Below are 18,316 nucleotides of genomic sequence, written 5' to 3'. Positions count from 1 at the left end.
CCCCCTTTCCATGCTCTCCAAGAGGATCCAGCAGGTCGGAGCGGAGGCTAAGATCCGGTTTGCGTGAATAATCGGTGGCCAAGAGGAGGCGTTGTGATCCTGGTTGATCGGCCCGAGATGCTCGTAGTAGGCCATGCCGTACGAACGTCGAACGCCGACGAGATGGAGCCGGGTCGGGGTAGGCTCCGCGCGCTGTGGGCGAGGGCGGGGGCCCCCGGAGCCTTCGCGCATGTGCCGGGACGGGTCGACGAGAACATCTACGCCGTGCTCACCGACTACGAGAGCGACCACAACGGCGCCTACACCCAGATCGTCGGGGTCGCCGTGCGCAGTGCCGCGGCGCTGCCCGAGGGCATGGTGGCGGTACGGGTGCCGGGGGTGCCCTCGCTGAAGCTGGAGGCCAGAGGGCCGATGCCGGACGCGCTGACCGAGGAGTGGCAGCGGCTGTGGAAGCACACCGAGTCGGGAGGAACCCCGCCGAGGGCCTTCACCACCGACGTGGAGGTGCACCACCCCGGGGGCGCGGACATCTACGCGGCGGTCCTGTCCCCGATGCGCTGAGCGGTTCGGTGCGGCTCCCGTCGTGCCGGGGCGGGTTCAGTCGTCGTCGTTCGGCGGGTCGGGCAGCCGCCAGCCGGAGATGATCAGTGGCAGTACGAAGTGCGTCAGGAACAGTGCGATCGTCACGGAGACGAGCGCGTCCCATGGCAGTGAGTGGTCGCGGCCCCGGGCGATGCCCACCCCGATGGCGACGGTGGCGAGCGCGATCAGGATGCCGGTCGTGACGCGGTGGGCGATGGCGACCGTCCGCAGGCGCTCGCCCACCTGACGCTCGTCCAGGTCGCGCTCGCGCAACTCGACGACACCACGGGTGGCGACGTTGAGCAGGCTGACGGCCGGTAGGTAGACGACCGTCGCGATCGCCAGCAGGGCGAGGCCGGCCAGGGCACCCCTGTCGTCCCGGGGAACGGCCCAGGAGATGGCCGCGTCCACCCACAGCAGCGATGTCGCGAGGACCACCGCCGAGGCGAGCAGCCGCCTGCGGCCCCGGGTGGCGTACCAGCCGGGCAGGTAGTCGCGCTGCATGATCTCAACGCGGGTCGGGAGCTTGCCTTTTTTCTGGGTGTTCATCACTCCACCTGACTAGTTGCTGCCGAGCCGCGGGAACGGCTTGAGGGAGAAGACGACTTCCAGCGGCACCTCGAAGTGTTCGGCGATGCGCAGGGCGAGGAACAGGCTGGGGCTGTACTCGCCGCGCTCCAGGTAGCCGATGGTCTGGTAGTGGACCCCCAGCGCGGCGGCCAGATCCTTGCGTGAGATCCCGCGCTCGGCTCTCAGCACCGAGATCCGGTTGTACACGTCCTCCGAAGGCATCCGGGCGGGTCTCCCGGCGCTCAGGAGACCCGCCCGGCCGATGGCCGGGCCTGGTCGTGGGGGACGAGGGGCTCGTTCCGGAGTCGCGGATCGACGCCCCGCGCCACCTCGGTCGCCTCGCACGCCGCCTGTGGTTTCTGATCGTTCGGTGCAGTACTCATGTGTGCGAATGTAGTACACCTACTACATTTGAATCAACACCTACGACGAAAAGCGGCACGTCTATGGCAGACGTGCCGCTGGTGGGGTGGCCGAGTCGATCGGAAGACGGTGGGCGGGGAGGCGCGTTCAGCGGGGTTTCAGGACGGCTGGGAAGGAGGCGACCACCGGGGGGCGTTCAGCGGGGTTCCAGGACGATCGGGAAGGAGGTGACCCCCCGGACGAAGGCGTTGGGCAGGATGCGCGGACCCCGCTCGTCCGCCCGGGCGGCCGAACCGATCCGGCGGACGAACTCCTCGAAGAAGATCCGCAGTTCCAGCCGGGCCAGTGCCGCCCCCAGGCAGAAGTGGGTGCCGAGACCGAAGGCGATGTGGCCGCCACCGGGACGGGTCACATCGAAGACGTCCGGGTCCGTGAAGACCGAGGGGTCCCGGTTGGCGGAGCCGTACATCAGCAGGACCTGACCGCCCGCGGGGATCCGCCGGCCGTGCAGGACCGTGTCGCGGGTGGCGCTCCGGCACATGTTGAGGATCGGGGTGGTCCAGCGGATGAACTCCTCGACGGCGTTTCCGATCAGCGAGGGGTCCTCGCGCAGCATCCGCCACTGCTCGGGGTGGTCGATCAGCGCGCCGATGGCGGTGGCGATGACGGTCCTGGTGGTCTCGGCGCCGCCGTCGAGCAGCAGCAGCGCCTCGCTGGCCAGGTGGTCGTCGTCGTAGCCGGCCTCCCGGCTCCAGATCGACGTCAGGTCGTCGCGCGGGCAGCCGCGCCGCTCGGCGGCCAGCTCCAGGACGACGGTGGCGAACTCCCCGGCGGCGACGGCGGCCTCATGAGTGACATAGCGCAGGCCGCCCCCGGCCGCGACCGTCGTCTCCGACCAGTGCACCAGCTCCGGCCAGCGTTCCTCGGGGAAGCCGAGCAGCCAGCCGATCATCCGGCCCGGCAGCGGCGCGGCCAGCGCGGGCACGGCGTCCACGGTGCGCCTCTCCAGCGCCTCGTCGATGAGTTCGGTGACGACGGCGCGTATCCGGCCGGCGTACCGCTCCGCCACGTGGCGTGGGGTGAAGCGCCGGTAGACCAGGCGTCGGCGTTCGGCGTGTTCCGGGTCGTCCATCCCGATCATCGACGGGTCGCTGGGGAGCTGTGGCCGGTAGCCGCCCGCGTTGGACCACAGTTTCGGATCGCGCTCGATCGCCGAGATGTCGGCGTGCCGGGAGACGCCCCACAGCGCGTTCTCCGCGTCGTGATAGACCGGCGCGTGCTCGCGCAGCCAGGCGTACACCGGTCCGGGGTCGCCGGCGTACATGTCGCCGTCGAGCAGGTCGATCCCGGCGGCACCGGGTGACTCGGGAGACGCGGGCGCCGCCGCGGCGCGGCGCCCGATCTCCTGGCCCACCTCTGAGAACGGGCTGGTCATCGAAGATCCCTCCCGAGCCCTTCGAGGCGTCCCGGGAGGGAGGCGGGGCCACCGGCGCCCGCCGCGGTGTGAATGGCGTGATCAAGCATGGTCAGCTCCGGAACATCGGGTGATTGTGCCGAGCCGCCCGATCGGTCGCGCCAACGCGTCCGGGCGAGGTCGTGCCGTCGTCGGATGGGCGGCCCCGCGCCGCCGGGGCTCAGTCCGCCGGCCTCCACAGGGGTTCGGAAATCTCGAAGCCCACGTCCTGGCCCCATTGGTTGCGGTAGCTCACCTCGTGCACCGGGCGGCGGGGCGCGACGCCCCATCGTCCGGTCGGGTAGCCGAAGGTGACCGTGGCGGCCAGGGCCCAGCCCTTGCCCTCGGGCACGCCGAGCACCCGCAGCGTCTCCTCCGCGTGAAAGAGGCCGAGCACGCTGGTCAGCGCGCTGCCCACGCCGTGGGCGCGGGCGGCCAGCTGCGCGTTCCACACCGCGGGGAAGATCGAGCCGCCGGACGGGTCGTTGCGGTTGAACGCGAACAGGAGCAGCGGGTAGCCCTCGAAGTGGTCGGCCAGGTGCTTCGCCGAGTTCAGGACGTTGAGCGTCCGGGTGTCGCCCTCGGCCTCGGCTCTCTCCCGCATCGGACGGTAGTGGCCCTCGAAGAGCTGTCCGAGCGCGTTCCGGTAGAGCGGCCCGAGCCGCTCCTTCACCGCGAGGTCGTCGACCAGCAGGAAGCGCCAGCTCTGTACGTTGCCGCCGCTGGGCGCGCGGATCGCGGCGTCCAGGATGCTCCGCTGGACCTCCTCGGGGATCGGGTCCGGCTTGACCCGGCGCATCGCCCTGGTCGTGTAGAGAGCCTCGAAGACGTCCATCAGGCCAGCACCCCCGCTTCGCGCAGTTCCGCCGCGGCCTCGTCGGACAGGCCCCAGGAGGTCAGATCCGTCAGCCGGGTGGCGGGGGAGAGGTCCTGCTCCGCCACGCCGAGCAGGCGCGGCGCGGGGGCGGGCTGCCGGACGCCGCCGACCTCGACGAACGTGCCCCTGGCCTTGTTGTGCGGATACTCGGCGGCCTCGCCCACCTCCAGGACGGGGGAGACGCACGCGTCGGAGCCGTCGAAGACCGCCTCCCACTCGGCGCGGGTCCTTGATCGGAAGGCCTCGGCCAGCCGCTCGCGAAGCGCGGGCCACTGCTTCCTGTCGTTGCGGTCGGGCAGGTCCTCAAGCCCCATCAGTTTGACCATCTCCGCCCAGAACTGCGGTTCCAACGGGCCGACGGCCAGGTGTTTGCCGTCGGAGGTCTCGTAGGTGTCGTACATCGGCGCGCCGGTGTCGAGCAGGTTCGTGCCGCGCGGGCCCCAGAAGCCGGTCTGCACCCCGTGGTAGAACATCGCGAACAACGTCGCCGCGCCGTCCACCATGGCGGCGTCGATCACCCGGCCCGCACCGGTCCGCTCCCGCTCGATCAGCGCGAGCAGCACGCCGTACGCGAGCATGAGGCCGCCCCCGGCGAAGTCGCCGAGGATGTTGATCGGCGGGGTGGGGCGCTCGCCGTCGCGGCCGAGCATCGACAGCACGCCGGAGACGGCGATGTAGTCGATGTCGTGCCCGGCGGTCGGCGCGAGCGGGCCGTTCTGGCCCCAGCCGGTCATCCGCCCGTAGACCAGGCGCGGGTTGATCGCGTGCAGGTCGTCGGGGCCGATGCCGAGGCGTTCGGCGACCCCGGGCCGGAAGACCTCGATGATCACGTCGGCATGGCGGGCCAGTTCCTTGAACGCGGCCACCCCCTCGGGGGACTTCAGATCCAGGCCGACCGTTCTCTTGCCCCGGTCCATCACGTCGGCGCGTGGGCTGTCGCCCGCCTTGGCGACGACGCTCGCGCGCTCGACGCGCAGCACCTCGGCCCCATGGTCGGCGAGCATCATCCCGGCGAACGGCCCGGGGGCCAGCCCCGCCAGTTCGAGCACGCGGACTCCGGCCAGCGGGCCCTTCCTGGTCACGCGCTCCATCGATATTCTCCTCGGATGCGGTATCGACTCTAGTCCGGTACGGCGCACACAAGCAAGCGCTTGGTGTGGCGTGCGGCCGTTCCCTCCGCTCAAGTAGAACAACATTCGGCTTTCCGTGGCAAGACACATCGCGATGAGTCATGTGGTGCCCGCGCGCGTATGGGAAACTTGCGCCTTCGCCGAATGGGACCTAGGGGTTTTGCGATGACATATCCGCACAGTGAACGGGTGGTCGCTGGGCGCTATCGACTGCTGCGGGAGCTCGGCAGGGGCGGCATGGGCGTCGTCTGGGAGGGCTACGACACCCTCCTCAACCGCTCGGTCGCCGTCAAGGAGGTGCTCCTGCCGCCCAACCTCTCCCCGGCCGAACACCAGCTCCAGCTGACCCGTACCTCCCGCGAGGCCAGGACCGCGGCCCGGCTCAACCACCGGGGCATCGTGGCGATCTACGACGTGGCGGAGCAGGACGGTCGTCCCTGGATCATCATGGAGCTGGTCAGGGCCCGCGGGCTGGACGAGGTCGGTCTGCTGCCGGTGCGCCAGGCCGCCGACATCGGCCGTCAGGTTCTCTCGGCCCTGCGCGCGGCACACGAGGCCGGGATCCTGCACCGCGACGTCAAGCCCAGCAACATCCTGCTGGAGGCCGACGGCCGCGCGGTGCTCTCCGACTTCGGCATCGCCACCATCGAGGGCGACACCTCGCTGACCCAGACCGGCATGGTGACGGGCTCGCCGAGCTTCCTGCCACCCGAGCGCGCCACCGGCACCGACGCGGGCCCCTGGTCCGACCTGTGGGCGCTCGGCGCCACCCTCTATGCGGCACTGGTCGGGCACGGCCCCTTCGAACGCCGAGACGCCATCGCCACCCTCGGCGCGCTCCTCACCGAGGAGCCCGACTTCGGCAGGGTGCCCCTGGAGATGCGCGCGGTGCTCACCGGCATGCTCCAGCGCGAGCCCGCCCACCGGCTGACCGCCCAGCAGGCCGACGCCATGCTGGCGGAGGTCCTTGACGACCCGTCGGCCGCGGCCCGGCGCACCGGGGAGAGGGCGATCCACCGTACGGCACGGACCGCTGAGAATCCGCGCGGCGCCGGGGAGTGGGAGAGGCGCGAGACCGAGACCTCGCCCGCGTCCGGCCGCCGGCGCGGTGCGGGGCGGCGCGGCGGCCGGATCCCACTGGTCCTGGCGGCCGTCGTGCTCCTGGCCGCCGGTGGCGCCGTCGCGGCCGTGGCGATGTCACAGCCGGAATCGCAGCCGGTGGCGCGCGCCGAGCCCGCTCCCGCGGAGGCGACGCCCGAACCGGTGGAGGAGACCAGGCCCCGGACGCCCACCCCGAGTCCCACCCCCACTCCCACCAGGACCAGAGCGGTGGTGCCCACCGGAGGGTTGAAGGTGTGGCGGGCCCGTCCGCCGGAGAACTGGTCCATCAGTTATCCGGCCGGCTGGAACGGCGACTGGGCGGCCGAGACGGGCTACACCCAGTGGCTGCGCAAGGACGGGGCCGCCCACCTGTCGGTGGAGGTGCTGGAGGCGAACGCCGACGGTCTGGCCTCCCTCCAGGAGACCGTCAAGGAGAACGTGGTCCAGTGGAGCGAGATCCACTCCGAGGACACGGCGAAGATCCCCCTGGCCTACGGCTCCGGACTTCAGTGGGAGTTCACCTGGAGCATGAAGGACAACGGCGGAGCCCCCTGGGCCACGGCCGGGGTGACCTACCACGAGGTGCAGCGTTTCATCGAGGTGGGCGATACGGTCATGCTGCTCAGCTGGACCACCCACGACGACGACTGGGATGCCCAGCGGTCCCTCATGAACCGGGTGTTCGGCAGTTTCCACCCCCGCGGAGGCGAGTGACATGACCTGGAAGGTGCTCGCGCTACCGCCGCTCCCCGAGGGGGCGGTGCGCAACCTGCTCGGCTCGCTGGGCGACCGGGTCGCGGTGTCGGTTCCCGCGGCCCGCGACCGGGAGTCGCTGCTCGCCGCGCTCGGCGAGGCCGAGATCGTGGTCGGTGACTGGAGCGGCGAGCTCGTCCTGGACGCCGAGGCGGTCAGGTCCGCCCCGAACCTGGCGTTCGTGCAGCAGCCGTCGGTGGGCGTGGACGGCCACGACCTCGCCGCGCTCGCCGAGGCCGGCGTGCCGCTGGCCAACACCGCGGGGGTGAGCGCGACAGGGGTGGCCGAGTGGTGCTTCGCGGCCGCGCTCGCACTGTCGCGGCGGCTGATGGAGGCCGACGCCGCGGTCCGCGCCGGCCACTGGCCGCAGCTGGATCTCGGGCCCACCGAGCTGTACGGCTCGCGTGTCGGCATCGTCGGTTTCGGCCCGATCGGCGAGACCTGCGCGCGGATGTTCGCCGCCCACGGGTGCGAGGTCTCCTACTGGACGCGCACGCCGCGCGAGGTGCCCTACACCTACCGGGGGCTCGCCGAGCTGGTCGCGAGCTCCCAGGTCCTCGTCCTGGTCATCCCGCTGGTGGAGGGGACCAGGAGGCTGATCGACCCGTCCCTGATGCCCGCGGGCTCGCTGCTCGTCAACGCGGCCCGGGGGCAGGTGGTCGACTCGGCGGCGCTGCTGTCGGCCCTGGAGTCGGGGCACCTGGGCGGCGCCGCGCTCGACGTGTTCGACACCGAGCCGCTGCCGCCGGACGACCCGCTGCGGAGCAGTCCCAGGGTCCTGCTCTCACCGCATGTGGCGGGGGTGACCCCGCAGTCGACCGGCCGCCTGATCCGTTGCGTGCTGGACAACCTGGAGGCCGCGATCGATGGCCGCCCGGTGACGAACGTGGTCAACGGGGTTGATCCGGTGGTCGGCCGCAGGTTCCTGGAAGGACAGTCGTAGAGTTTTCCAGTGTTTAACGCGCCCCGCCTGGCTCCGGAGACATCCGAGATATAACGTGCCTAGGGGCGATCTTTCCAACGATGGTCATGGGGGTGATTACCGTGCGACAGATGACAGAAATGTCGGCGCACCGGCAAGCGGTGGAGCAGATCAGGGATTCCTACGCCGCCATTCCCGGCGACGCGGTGCCCCGGCTCTCCAAGGCCACCACGAACCTGTTCCGCTTCAGAGAGGGCGCCCGGTCGGCGAAGCTTTCCGCCAGGGACCTGGACCAGGTCATCGCGGTCGATCCGGAGACGATGACCGCCGAGGTCCAGGGGATGACCACCTACGAGCACCTGGTGGACGCCACGCTCGCCCACGGGCTCATGCCGTACGTGGTGCCGCAGCTGAAGACGATCACGCTGGGCGGGGCGGTGACGGGGCTCGGCATCGAGTCCACCAGTTTCAGGGACGGGTTGCCGCACGAGTCGGTGGAGGAGCTGGAGATCCTCACCGGCGACGGAAGGATCGTCGTGGCCCGCGACGACAACGAGCACCGCGACCTGTTCCGGGCGTTCCCCAACTCCTACGGCACGCTTGGCTACGCCCTGCGGATCCGGATCAAGCTCAAGCCCGTCCAGCCGTACGTCAGGCTGACCCACATCCCGTTCGGGGACGCCGACAAGTGCATGCTCGCGATGCGCGAGATCTGTGACAGCGGCGAGTACGAGGGCGAGCGCGTCGACTTCGTGGACGGCACGTTCTTCGGTCCGGGCGAGCTCTACATCACCGTGGGACGCTTCGCCGAGCGTGCTCCGTACCTGTCCGACTACACCGGGATGCGCATCTACTACCGGTCGATCCAGACCAGGACCCGCGACTGGCTGACCGTCCGCGACTACCTGTGGCGCTGGGACACCGACTGGTTCTGGTGCTCGCGCGCCTTCGGCGTGCAGACCGCGCTGGTGCGCTCCCTGATGCCGCGTAAGTGGATGCGCTCGGACGTCTACCGCAAGCTCGTGGGCCTTGACCGCAAGTACGGGGTGATTGCCAGGATCGACCGCTGGCGCGACCTGCCGGTGCAGGAGTCGGTCATCCAGGACATCGAGGTGCCCGTCGAGCGCGGTGCCGAGTTCCTGAGTTTCTTCCACGACAAGGTCGGGATGGCGCCGGTCTGGATGTGCCCGCTGAGGTCCACCGGCGAGTGGCCGCTCTATCCGCTGGAGCCCGGTCGGCTGTACGTCAATTTCGGCTTCTGGGGAACGGTCCCGTTGCCCAGGGGGCAGTTCGACGGTTACCACAACCGTCTCATCGAGAACCGGGTCCACGAACTGGACGGCCATAAATCGCTGTACTCCACCTCGTTCTACCCAGAGGATGAATTCTGGCGGTTTTATAACGGAACCGCCTATTGGCCGGTCAAGCGGGCATACGACGGGGGTGGCCGGTTGCTCGACCTCTACGACAAGTGTGTTCGGGGGCGTTAAGAGAGGCTGATTCTGTGTTGCTCGCAGAGATCTTCGAAAAGGTGATGGGCCCTGAGGCGGATGTACGCTTCGTCGCCTACGACGGAAGTAAGGCCGGTCCGGCCAGCTCCGACATCAGCGTCGAGGTGAAGACCCCGGCGGCCGTCGCGTACCTGGCACAGGCCCCCGGGGAGCTGGGACTGGCCAGGGCGTACGTGTCCGGCCACCTCGATGTCCAAGGGGACATGTACACGCTGCTCTCCCGGATGTGGTCGCTCACGATCAACGACCTCCCGGTCGGGCAGAAGCTCGCGGCCGTCAGAGCCCTCGGGGTCCGCCCGCTGCTCACCCGGATGCCGCCGCCTCCGCAGGAGGTGCGGCGCAGCATGCTCGCCCGGATGGGCAGCAGGCACGCCAAGCAGCGCGACGCCGAGGCGATCCACCATCACTACGACGTCTCCAACAAGTTCTACTCGTGGGTGCTCGGCCCGTCCATGGCCTACACCTGCGCGGTCTTCCCCGAGCAGGAGTCCACCCTGGAGGAGGCGCAGCACGCCAAGTTCGAGCTGGTCGCCCGGAAGCTGGGCCTGAAGCCGGGGATGAGGCTGCTGGACGTCGGCTGCGGCTGGGGCGGCATGGTCATCCACGCCGCCCGTGAGTACGGGGTGAAGGCGCTGGGCGTCACCCTCTCGCGCCAGCAGGCCGAGTGGGCGCAGAAGGCCATCGCGGAGGCCGGTCTCGGCGAGCTCGCCGAGGTACGTCACATGGACTACCGCGACGTACCGGAGACGGGCTTCGACGCCGTCAGCTCGATCGGCCTGACCGAGCACATCGGCAAGGAGCAACTGCCCTTCTACTTCCGCTTCCTGTACGACAAGCTCGTCCCCGGAGGGCGGCTGCTCAACCACTGCATCACCCGGCCGACGGGCACCGAGAAGACCCTCAACGCCGGCGGCTTCATCAATCGCTATGTCTTCCCCGACGGGGAGCTGGAGTCGGTCGGCTATCTGGCCCGTCAGATCGAGGACACCGGTTTCGAGATCCGGCACGAGGAGAACCTGCGCGAGCACTACGCGCAGACCCTCCGCTACTGGTGCGCCAACCTCGACGAGCACTGGGACGAGGCGGTCCAGGAGGTCGGCGAGGGTACGGCACGGGTATGGCGCCTCTACATGGCGGCCTGCGTGGTCGGCTTCGAACGCAACAAGATCCAGCTCCACCAGGTTCTCGGGGTGAAGCTCAACGACGACGGCACGGCCGGCGTCCCGCTCCGCCCCTCGCTCGACTGGCCCTGACCCCCGGGACACGCTCACGCGGGACCCCGCGCGGGAGACGCTCATATGGGATGTTCCTATACGAGAATCCGCGCGGGCCCTCACGCGGACGCGTTCACGCCGGACCGACGGCCCCCGTCGCGGATATCTCGCGGCGGGGGCCGTACGGCTTCGTGGCGTAGGACGAGGGATCGATGGCCTTCACCCGCCTGCTCGCCACGGAGGTCTCCGGGGAGTCGGCCGCCGTCGCCGAAGCCCACCTCGGAAACCGCCGGTCACCGGTTCGTCGACTGTTCCCCCTCCTGGAACGGTCCGGCCCGCGGATTGTGAACGCAAATTCTTGCGTAGAAATGCCGCTAGATTTCATGAACGTTTCTGACTATTGCGTTTATGTATCTCGTCCTGTCAGGATGACGCAAGCGGACCGCTGTCGCGCCGGGGACGACGCGTGCCGCCCCGTGCCCCTGGTGTGCGGCTCCCTCCTGCCCGGAACGTGTTCCGGGCAGGAGGGAGCGGGCCGTGGTGCTCCTTGCCCCGGCCGACCCGGCGACCGATCTCCGTGTCGTGAGCCGGGGTCCGCCGCCGTCGCCCGGTCAGGTCCCGCTCCCTCCGTGACACGCGGGGGAGCGCCGGCCGAACGCGCAGGCCCACCGGCACGGCACCCCCCGCCCCCCGGATGGAGCGGTGAAGCACGGATGGCCGCTCCGGACGAAAGGAGTTCACGTGGCCGTCTCGCGTCGGAGGTTCATGACCTCCGTGGTGCCCGGGTCCGCTCTCGCCGCGGTGTCGTCGTCGCAGCTACTGTCCGCGCTGGGCAGCGCGGCCCGCGCCGACAGCCCCGTCGGGGACGTGGTCGGGAAGATCACCGTCGGCTACCAGGGCTGGTTCGCCTGCAAGGGCGACAGCGCCCCGATCAACGGCTGGTGGCACTGGAGCGACGACATGAGTCAGAGCCCCTCTCCCTCCAACACCACCATCGTCGCCTGGCCCGACATGCGCGAATACACCAACACCTACCCCACCGCGTACGCCAACCTCAACAACGGCCGGCCCGCCACCCTGTTCTCCTCCTACGACCAGCAGACCGTCGACACCCACTTCCGCTGGATGCGCGAGAACAACATCGACACCGCCGCCCTGCAACGCTTCAACCCCATGGGCGGCGAAGGCCCCACCCGCGACGCCATGGCCGCCAAAGTCCGCGCCGCCGCCGAGGCCAACGGCCGCAAGTACTACATCATGTACGACGTCACCGACTGGACCAACATGCAGCCGGAGATCAAAACCGACTGGCTCAACAAAATGAGAGCCCACACCACCTCACCGGCCTACGCCATGCAGAACGGCAAACCCGTCGTCGGCATCTGGGGATTCGGCTTCGACGACCCCAAACGCCCCTGGGGGCCGGCCCCCTGCCTGGAGGTCGTCAACTGGTTCAAGAACCAGGGCTGCTACGTCATGGGCGGCGTGCCCACCCACTGGCGCCGCGGCGTCGAAGACTCCCGCCCCGGCTTCCTGGACGTCTACCACGCCTTCCACATGATCTCCCCCTGGATGGTCGGCCGTATCAGAACCATCGCCGAGGTCGACAACTTCTACACCAACGTCAACCTCCCCGACCAAGCCGACTGCGACGCCCACGGCATCGACTACCAGCCCTGCGTCCTGCCCGGAGACATCACCAGCCGCCAGCGCCGCCACGGCGACTTCATGTGGCGCCAGTTCTACAACATGGTCCGCGTCGGCGCCCAGGGCATCTACATCTCCATGTTCGACGAGTACAACGAGGGCAACCAGATCGCCAAAACCGCCGAAACCCTCGCGAGCGTCCCAGCCAACTCCGGCATGCTCGCCCTCGACGAGGACGGTACCGCCTGCTCGGCCGACTACTACCTGCGCCTGACCGGCGACGGCGGCAGAATGCTCAAGGGCCAGATCGCCCTCACCGCCACCCGCCCCACCCCACCCGTGGTCTCCGGCGGGGGCGGCGACACCAACCTGGCGCGGGGCAAGGCGGTGACGGCGAGCAGCCACAACATGAACTTCATCCCGCAGAACGCGGTCGACGGTGATCCGAACAGCTACTGGGAGAGCGCGAGCAACGCGTTCCCGCAGTGGATCCGGGTCGACCTGGGGGCGGCGGTGTCGGTCGGCAGGGTGGTGCTGAAGCTGCCGCCGTCGGCGGCGTGGCAGGCCCGCACGCAGACGCTGTCGGTGCAGGGCAGCGTCGACGGGGCGTCGTTCACGACGCTCGCGGGGTCGGCGGGTCACTCCTTCAACCCGGCCTCCGGCAACACGGTGACGATCACGTTCCCCGCGACGTCCACCCGGTACGTCCGGTTGGACATCGCCGGCAACACCGGCTGGCCGGCCGCACAGCTGGGCGAACTGGAGGTGTACGGGGCGGCCACCGGCGGTGACACGCAGCCGCCGAGCACACCGGGCAACCTCACCGTGACCGCGAAGACGGCCACCAGCGTGTCGCTGTCGTGGTCGGCCTCCACCGACAACGTGGGGGTGGCCGGCTACCAGGTGCGCCGCGACGGCACCGTCGTGGCCACCGTGCAGGGCACCACGCACACGGTGACCGGGCTGAGCCCCGCGACGGCGTACGGCTTCACCGTCACCGCCTACGACGCGGTACCCAACGTCTCGCCCCCGTCGAACACCGTGACCGTGACCACGGACGCCGCCTCCAACGTCAACCTGGCGCGGGGCAAGGCGACGTCGGAGAGCGGCCACACGCAGAACCTCGGCTCGGCGAACGCGGTCGACGGTGACGCGAACAGCTACTGGGAGAGCCCGAACAACGCGTTCCCGCAGTGGATCCAGGTCGACCTGGGGGCGGCGATGTCGGTCGGCAGGGTGGTGCTGAAGCTGCCGCCGTCGGCGGCGTGGCAGACCCGCACGCAGACGCTGTCGGTGCAGGGCAGCGTCAACGGGGCGTCGTTCACGACGCTCGCGGGGTCGGCGGGCCACTCCTTCAACCCGGCCTCCGGCAACACGGTGACGATCACGTTCCCCGCGACGTCCACCCGGTACGTCCGGTTGGACGTCACCGGCAACACCGGCTGGCCGGCCGCGCAGCTGTCCGAGTTCGAGGTCTACCCGGCCTGACACCTTGGGGCCGGATTCCGGGACGGCACGTCGCGTGCCTCCCGGAACCCGGCCCCGCCGCCGTGGCCGGATCGGCCAGGCGGGTGCGGACCGCTCAGCGCAGCTCGCGCTTGAGGATCTTGCCCGTCGCGGTCATCGGCAGCGCGTCACGGAACTCGATGATCCGCGGATACTTGTACGCGGCCATGTTCTCCTTACCCCAGGCGATGAGCTCGTCCTCGGTGATCGTCGCGCCGGGGGTGCGGATGACGTACGCCTTGACCTCCTCGCCGTGCGAGTCGTGGGTGACTCCGACCACCGCGGCGAGGGAGACCTCCGGATGGGTGATCAGGACCTCTTCGAGCTCGCGCGGGTAGACATTGAAGCCACCCCGGATGATCATGTCCTTGGCCCGGTCGACGATGGCGTAGTAACCGTCCGCGTCGCGGGTGGCGATGTCGCCGGTGCGGAACCAGCCGTCCCTCATGACCTCGGCGGTCGCCTCGGGCCGGTTGTAGTAGCCCTTCATCACGTTGTGGCCGCGGATCGCGATCTCGCCGGGGCCCTCACCCTCGATCGTCTTCCAGTCGCCGTCGACCAGCTTCATCTCCACACCCCAGATCGGCGTGCCGATCGTGCCGGGCTTGGTGGGCCTGCCCAGCTGGTTGAAGCTGGCCACCGGGGAGGTCTCCGACAGGCCGTACCCCTCCAGGATCCCGATCCCGAAGGTCTGCTCGAAGTCCCTGAGCACCTCGACGGGTGAGGACGCACCGCCGGCCACCGCGACCCTGAGCGAGGTGGGCACCTCGTCACCCTCGGCGTGGATCTTCGTCAGCATGGCCCAGTACATGGTCGGCACGCCCGCGAACAGCGTGATGTTCTCGGCGCGCATCAGCTCCAGGGCGGGTCCCGGCTCGAAGCGCGGCACGAGCACGATGGTCGCCTGGCGCCGGAAACCGGCGTTCATGATGACGGTCTGCCCGAAGGAGTGGAAGAGCGGCAGCGCCGCCAGGTAGGCGTCGCCGCCCTCGGTGCGGGGGAACATCTCATCGGAGACCATGGCGTTGAGCAGCATGTTCTGATGGCTGAGCTCAGCGCCCTTGGGGTGGCCGGTGGTGCCGCTGGTGTAGAGGATCACGGCGGTGTCGTCGGGTGCGGTCTGCACGGTCTCGAACTCGCCGGACACGCCGTCGAGCGCCGCCCAGAGCGTCTCGCCGTACTCGGACTCGGTGGCGAACGCGGCGGCGGGCAGCACGAAGAAGTGCTCCGCCGACGATTCCTCGAAGCCCGCCTTGCCCCGCTCGCCGAGCGGCAGCTCGGGAGTGCCCTCGAAGCAGAACAGTGCCTTGGCCTGGGAGTCGTCCAGGTGGTAGGCGATCTCCCTGGACTGCAGCAGCACGTTGAGCGGCACGACCGTGGCACCGGTCTTGAGAATGCCGTAGTAGACGAAGGGGAAGTACGGCAGGTTGGGGCAGGCCAGCGCGACCTTGTCGCCCTTCCCGATTCCCCTGGAGACCAGTAGGTTGGCAACCTGGTTCGCGATGGTATTGACCAGGGAGTACGGCAGCCGCAGGTCACCGAAGACCAGTGCGGCGCGGTCGGGGTTCTCCCGGGCGCTGTCCTCCAGTGCGATCGACAGGTTGAGCATCGTGCGTCCTCCTCCGAGCGAGCTCTGACTCGCCCATACTGGCAGTCCCTAGATACCTACTGGTAGGTAACTTTGGTTACAAATTGACGGGCAAACCATGGGGGAGTAAGTAGATAAGAGCCCGCTACGGGGAGGCGAGCTGACCGTCTGTGCGAGGAGGGGTCAGTGAGCGTGGAGTACGACTACGTCATCGTGGGCGCGGGGTCGGCGGGGTGCGTGCTGGCCAACCGTCTCTCCGCGGACCCGGGCACGAGGGTCGTCCTCATCGAGGCGGGCGGTTCCGACAAGAGGCTCGAGGTCCGGATGCCGGCCGGCTTCGCCAAGCTGTTCAAGACCGAACACGACTGGAACTTCACCACCGCCAGGCAGCCCGAGCTCTCCGGCAGGGAGCTCTACTGGCCGCGCGGCCGGATGCTCGGCGGTTCCTCCTCGATGAACGCCCAGATGTGGGTACGCGGGCACCGTGCGGACTACGACGGCTGGGGCGTGCCCGGCTGGTCCTACGACGAGGTCCTGCCCTACTTCCACCGGATCGAGCGCCGCGCCGGCTCCAACCACGGCGGTGTGTACGGCACGGAGGGCCCGATCCACATCTCGGAGCTGCGCTCCCCGAACCGCGCCACCGCGCTCTTCCTGCGGGCCTGCGAGGAGCTGGGCATCGCCCGCCTGGAGGAGCTCAACGGCCCCTCCAACGAGGGCTGCTCGCCGACGCCCGTCACCCAGCACCGGGGACGCCGCTGGAGTTCCGCCGACGCCTATCTCGGACCCGCGGCCAAGCGGCCCAACCTCACGGTGCTGACCTCCTCGCAGGTGAGCCGGGTGCTCATCGAGGACGGGCGGGCGACCGGCGTGGAGTGCGGTGGTGACGGTGACGGTGCTGGGGGCACCGTGGTGCGGGCGCGCAGGGAGGTCGTGCTGTCGGCGGGGGCGATCGGCTCCCCGCACCTGCTGATGCTGTCGGGCCTCGGCCCGGCCGACGAGCTGCGGGCCGCCGGCGTCCAGCCGGTCCACGAACTTCCCGAGGTCGGCGCCAACCTCCAGGACCACCTGGCCTCGGGCGTCGTCCTGCACTGCCCCGAGCCGATCACGCTCGCCGGCGCCGAGTCGGCGGGCAACCTGCTCCGCTTCCTGGTCGGCCGCCGGGGCATGCTCACCTCCAACGTCGGTGAGGCCGTGGCGTTCATCCGCACCTCTCCCGAGGAGCATGCTCCCGACATCGAGCTGATCTTCGCTCCGGGCCCCTTCGTCAACCACGGCCTCACCTCGCCGCCCGGCCACGGCCTGACCATCGCCTCGATCCTGCTTCAGCCCGAGAGCCGCGGCCGCGTCTCGCTGGACGGCCGCGACGTCGTGATCGATCCCGGCTACCTGACGGCGGAGGCCGACGTCCGGCGGCAGGTGGCCGGGCTGCGGAAGGCCGGGGAACTGTTCGCCACCGAGGCGCTCCGGCCGCTCGCGGGGCCCCCGATGGACCCGTACTGGGGGGCGAGGAGCACCGAGGAGCTCGTCCGCTGGATCCGCGAGCGTAGCGAGACCCTCTACCACCCGGTCGGCACCTGTCGGATGGGTGAGGATCCCGAGTCGGTGGTGGACCCCGCCCTGAGGGTCCGCGGGATCGCGGGCCTGCGGGTGGTCGACGCCTCTGTCATGCCGGTCATCAACCGAGGGCACACCCACGCGCCCACCGTCATGATCGCCGAGAGGGCAGCCGACCTCATCGCCGCAGACCGCTAAGGGTGCCGACTATAAGCAGACAAAGTGTGCTATGGCTCACACTTGACGTAAGTAAGTACTTGCATGAATCTAGGGCAATGACCGTGAACATGGCGGATATCGACCTGTCGGAGATTCCGTTCTGGGGGCTTCCCCAGCGGGAGCGCATGGAGGCATTCCGGCGTCTCCGTGCGCTGGACCGGCCGGTGTTCACGAAGGAGAACAAGATCCCCTTCATCGGGCACGGGGCCGGCTACTACGCCCTGGTGCGGCACGCCGACGTCTCCGAGGCCAGCAGGAACGCCGGGGTGTTCAGCAGCGAGCCAACCGCCAACAGCATCGCCGACATGCCCCGCTGGCTGGCGGTGTACTTCGGCTCGATGATCAACATGGACGACCCCCGGCACGCCAGACTCCGCCGCATCGTCTCCAGGGCCTTCACCCCCAGGGTCCTGGCGAAGATGGAGGAGGATCTGCAGCGGGCGGCGACCCGGATCGTGGACGAGGCGATCGCCGAGGGGCCGGGTGACTTCGTCACCCAGGTGGCCGCCCGGCTGCCCGTCGAGGTCATCTGCGACATGATGGGCATCCCCCCGGAGTTCCATCACCGGGTCCTGCGCGCGACCAACATCATCCTGGGCAACGCCGACTCCGAGTACACCGGGATCGATCCCGGGTTGAACCGCTGGAACGTGGCCCGGGGTCTGGTCAAGCTACTGGCCGCCGGGCGCGAGCTGAACAGGCTGGCGGCCAGGCTCGGCCGCGAGCGCCGGGGCGCCTCCACGGGCGACCTGACCAGCATGCTGGTCAACGGCGACGAGCACCTCACCCCGCAGGAGCTCGGCTCGTTCTTCATCCTGCTGGTGGTCGCCGGAAGCGAGACCACCCGCAACGCCATCTCGCACGGCCTCAAGCTGCTCACCGACAATCCCGGGCAGCGCGAACTGCTCGTCGGCGACTTCGAAAAGCACATTCCCGGCGCGGTGGAGGAGGTCATCCGTTACTCCACCCCGGTCATCCAGTTCCGCCGTACGGTCACTCGCGACCACGAGATGAACGGGCAGCAGTACCGCAAGGGCGACAAGGTCCTGCTCTTCTACAACTCCGCCAACCGCGACGAGAGCGTCTTCACCGATCCCGACGCCTTCGACATCACCCGCCATCCCAACCCGCACGTGGGCTTCGGCGGCCCCGGCCCCCACTACTGCCTGGGCGCCCACCTGGCCCGCCGGGAGGTCACGGTGATGTTCCGCGAGCTGTTCACCCGCCTGCCCGAGATCCGTTCGGCCGGTGAGCCCTCCTATCTGCTCTCCAACTTCATCAACGGGGTCAAGCACCTGCCGTACACGACCTGACCGCCGGCGC

15 protein-coding genes are annotated in these 18,316 nt (G+C 69.5%); 8 read left to right on the top strand and 7 right to left on the bottom strand.

Annotated elements, in window-relative coordinates; all coding sequences use genetic code 11:
• Nucleotides 1-93 precede the first annotated feature (93 nt).
• Nucleotides 94-561 carry a GyrI-like domain-containing protein gene (locus ABT061_RS34435; RefSeq protein WP_350925923.1) on the top strand — a complete coding sequence of 156 codons (468 nt, stop codon included), beginning with the start codon at nt 94-96 and terminating at the stop codon, nt 559-561.
• A 36-nt stretch (nt 562-597) separates the two neighbouring features.
• On the opposite strand, the gene ABT061_RS34430 is transcribed toward ABT061_RS34435, so the two are convergent.
• The 6 genes from ABT061_RS34430 to ABT061_RS34405 form a co-directional block, all read right to left on the bottom strand.
• Nucleotides 598-1,131: a hypothetical protein gene (locus tag ABT061_RS34430; protein WP_350925921.1), complete on the bottom strand. Its 534-nt coding sequence runs from the start codon at nt 1,129-1,131 to the stop codon at nt 598-600.
• Between the two features lie 12 nt (nt 1,132-1,143).
• Entirely contained in the window at nt 1,144-1,374 is a 231-nt protein-coding gene (locus tag ABT061_RS34425; RefSeq protein WP_350925919.1) for a helix-turn-helix transcriptional regulator, read from the bottom strand.
• A 20-nt stretch (nt 1,375-1,394) separates the two neighbouring features.
• Nucleotides 1,395-1,535, bottom strand: a complete 141-nt coding sequence (locus ABT061_RS34420; RefSeq protein WP_350925917.1) for a hypothetical protein — start codon at nt 1,533-1,535, stop codon at nt 1,395-1,397.
• Nucleotides 1,536-1,711: 176 nt separating this feature from the next.
• Complete coding sequence (locus ABT061_RS34415; protein ID WP_350925915.1) at nt 1,712-2,950, bottom strand: cytochrome P450; 1,239 nt, start codon at nt 2,948-2,950, stop codon at nt 1,712-1,714.
• Nucleotides 2,951-3,149: 199 nt separating this feature from the next.
• A complete protein-coding gene (locus tag ABT061_RS34410; protein ID WP_350925913.1) occupies nt 3,150-3,803 on the bottom strand; it encodes a nitroreductase family protein in 654 nt (217 codons plus the stop codon).
• A complete protein-coding gene (locus tag ABT061_RS34405; RefSeq protein WP_350925911.1) occupies nt 3,803-4,936 on the bottom strand; it encodes a CaiB/BaiF CoA transferase family protein in 1,134 nt (377 codons plus the stop codon). The genes ABT061_RS34410 and ABT061_RS34405 overlap by 1 nt, the downstream gene beginning before the upstream one ends.
• Nucleotides 4,937-5,140: 204 nt before the next feature.
• Between ABT061_RS34405 and ABT061_RS34400 the strand changes: the two genes are divergently transcribed.
• From ABT061_RS34400 to ABT061_RS34380, 5 genes are all read left to right on the top strand, one after another.
• Nucleotides 5,141-6,790, top strand: coding sequence for a serine/threonine-protein kinase (locus tag ABT061_RS34400; RefSeq protein ID WP_350925909.1), 1,650 nt, complete (start codon nt 5,141-5,143; stop codon nt 6,788-6,790).
• Between the two features lies 1 nt (nt 6,791).
• Complete coding sequence (locus ABT061_RS34395; RefSeq protein WP_350925907.1) at nt 6,792-7,772, top strand: NAD(P)-dependent oxidoreductase; 981 nt, start codon at nt 6,792-6,794, stop codon at nt 7,770-7,772.
• A 110-nt stretch (nt 7,773-7,882) separates the two neighbouring features.
• Nucleotides 7,883-9,241 carry an FAD-binding oxidoreductase gene (locus ABT061_RS34390; protein WP_350925905.1) on the top strand — a complete coding sequence of 453 codons (1,359 nt, stop codon included), beginning with the start codon at nt 7,883-7,885 and terminating at the stop codon, nt 9,239-9,241.
• 14 nt (nt 9,242-9,255) lie between these two features.
• Nucleotides 9,256-10,515 (top strand): class I SAM-dependent methyltransferase, encoded by a 1,260-nt coding sequence (locus ABT061_RS34385; protein ID WP_350925903.1) that lies wholly within the window; start codon nt 9,256-9,258, stop codon nt 10,513-10,515.
• 702 nt (nt 10,516-11,217) lie between these two features.
• The gene (locus tag ABT061_RS34380; RefSeq protein WP_350925901.1) at nt 11,218-13,611 is read left to right on the top strand and encodes a galactose-binding domain-containing protein; all 2,394 of its coding nucleotides are present in this window, start codon (nt 11,218-11,220) and stop codon (nt 13,609-13,611) included.
• A 94-nt stretch (nt 13,612-13,705) separates the two neighbouring features.
• Here the strand turns inward: ABT061_RS34380 and ABT061_RS34375 are convergent, their stop codons facing one another.
• Complete coding sequence (locus ABT061_RS34375; RefSeq protein ID WP_350925897.1) at nt 13,706-15,238, bottom strand: long-chain-fatty-acid--CoA ligase; 1,533 nt, start codon at nt 15,236-15,238, stop codon at nt 13,706-13,708.
• A gap of 171 nt (nt 15,239-15,409) precedes the next feature.
• Between ABT061_RS34375 and ABT061_RS34370 the strand changes: the two genes are divergently transcribed.
• Together ABT061_RS34370 and ABT061_RS34365 are read left to right on the top strand one after the other, a co-directional pair.
• Nucleotides 15,410-16,972: a GMC family oxidoreductase gene (locus ABT061_RS34370; RefSeq protein ID WP_502991545.1), complete on the top strand. Its 1,563-nt coding sequence runs from the start codon at nt 15,410-15,412 to the stop codon at nt 16,970-16,972.
• A gap of 77 nt (nt 16,973-17,049) precedes the next feature.
• The gene (locus tag ABT061_RS34365; protein ID WP_350925893.1) at nt 17,050-18,306 is read left to right on the top strand and encodes a cytochrome P450; all 1,257 of its coding nucleotides are present in this window, start codon (nt 17,050-17,052) and stop codon (nt 18,304-18,306) included.
• Nucleotides 18,307-18,316 lie beyond the last annotated feature (10 nt).

It is taken from the genome of Streptosporangium sp. NPDC002544 (assembly GCF_040295965.1).
GTDB lineage: Bacteria > Actinomycetota > Actinomycetes > Streptosporangiales > Streptosporangiaceae > Streptosporangium.
This window is presented reverse-complemented; position numbering and strand designations above follow the sequence as displayed.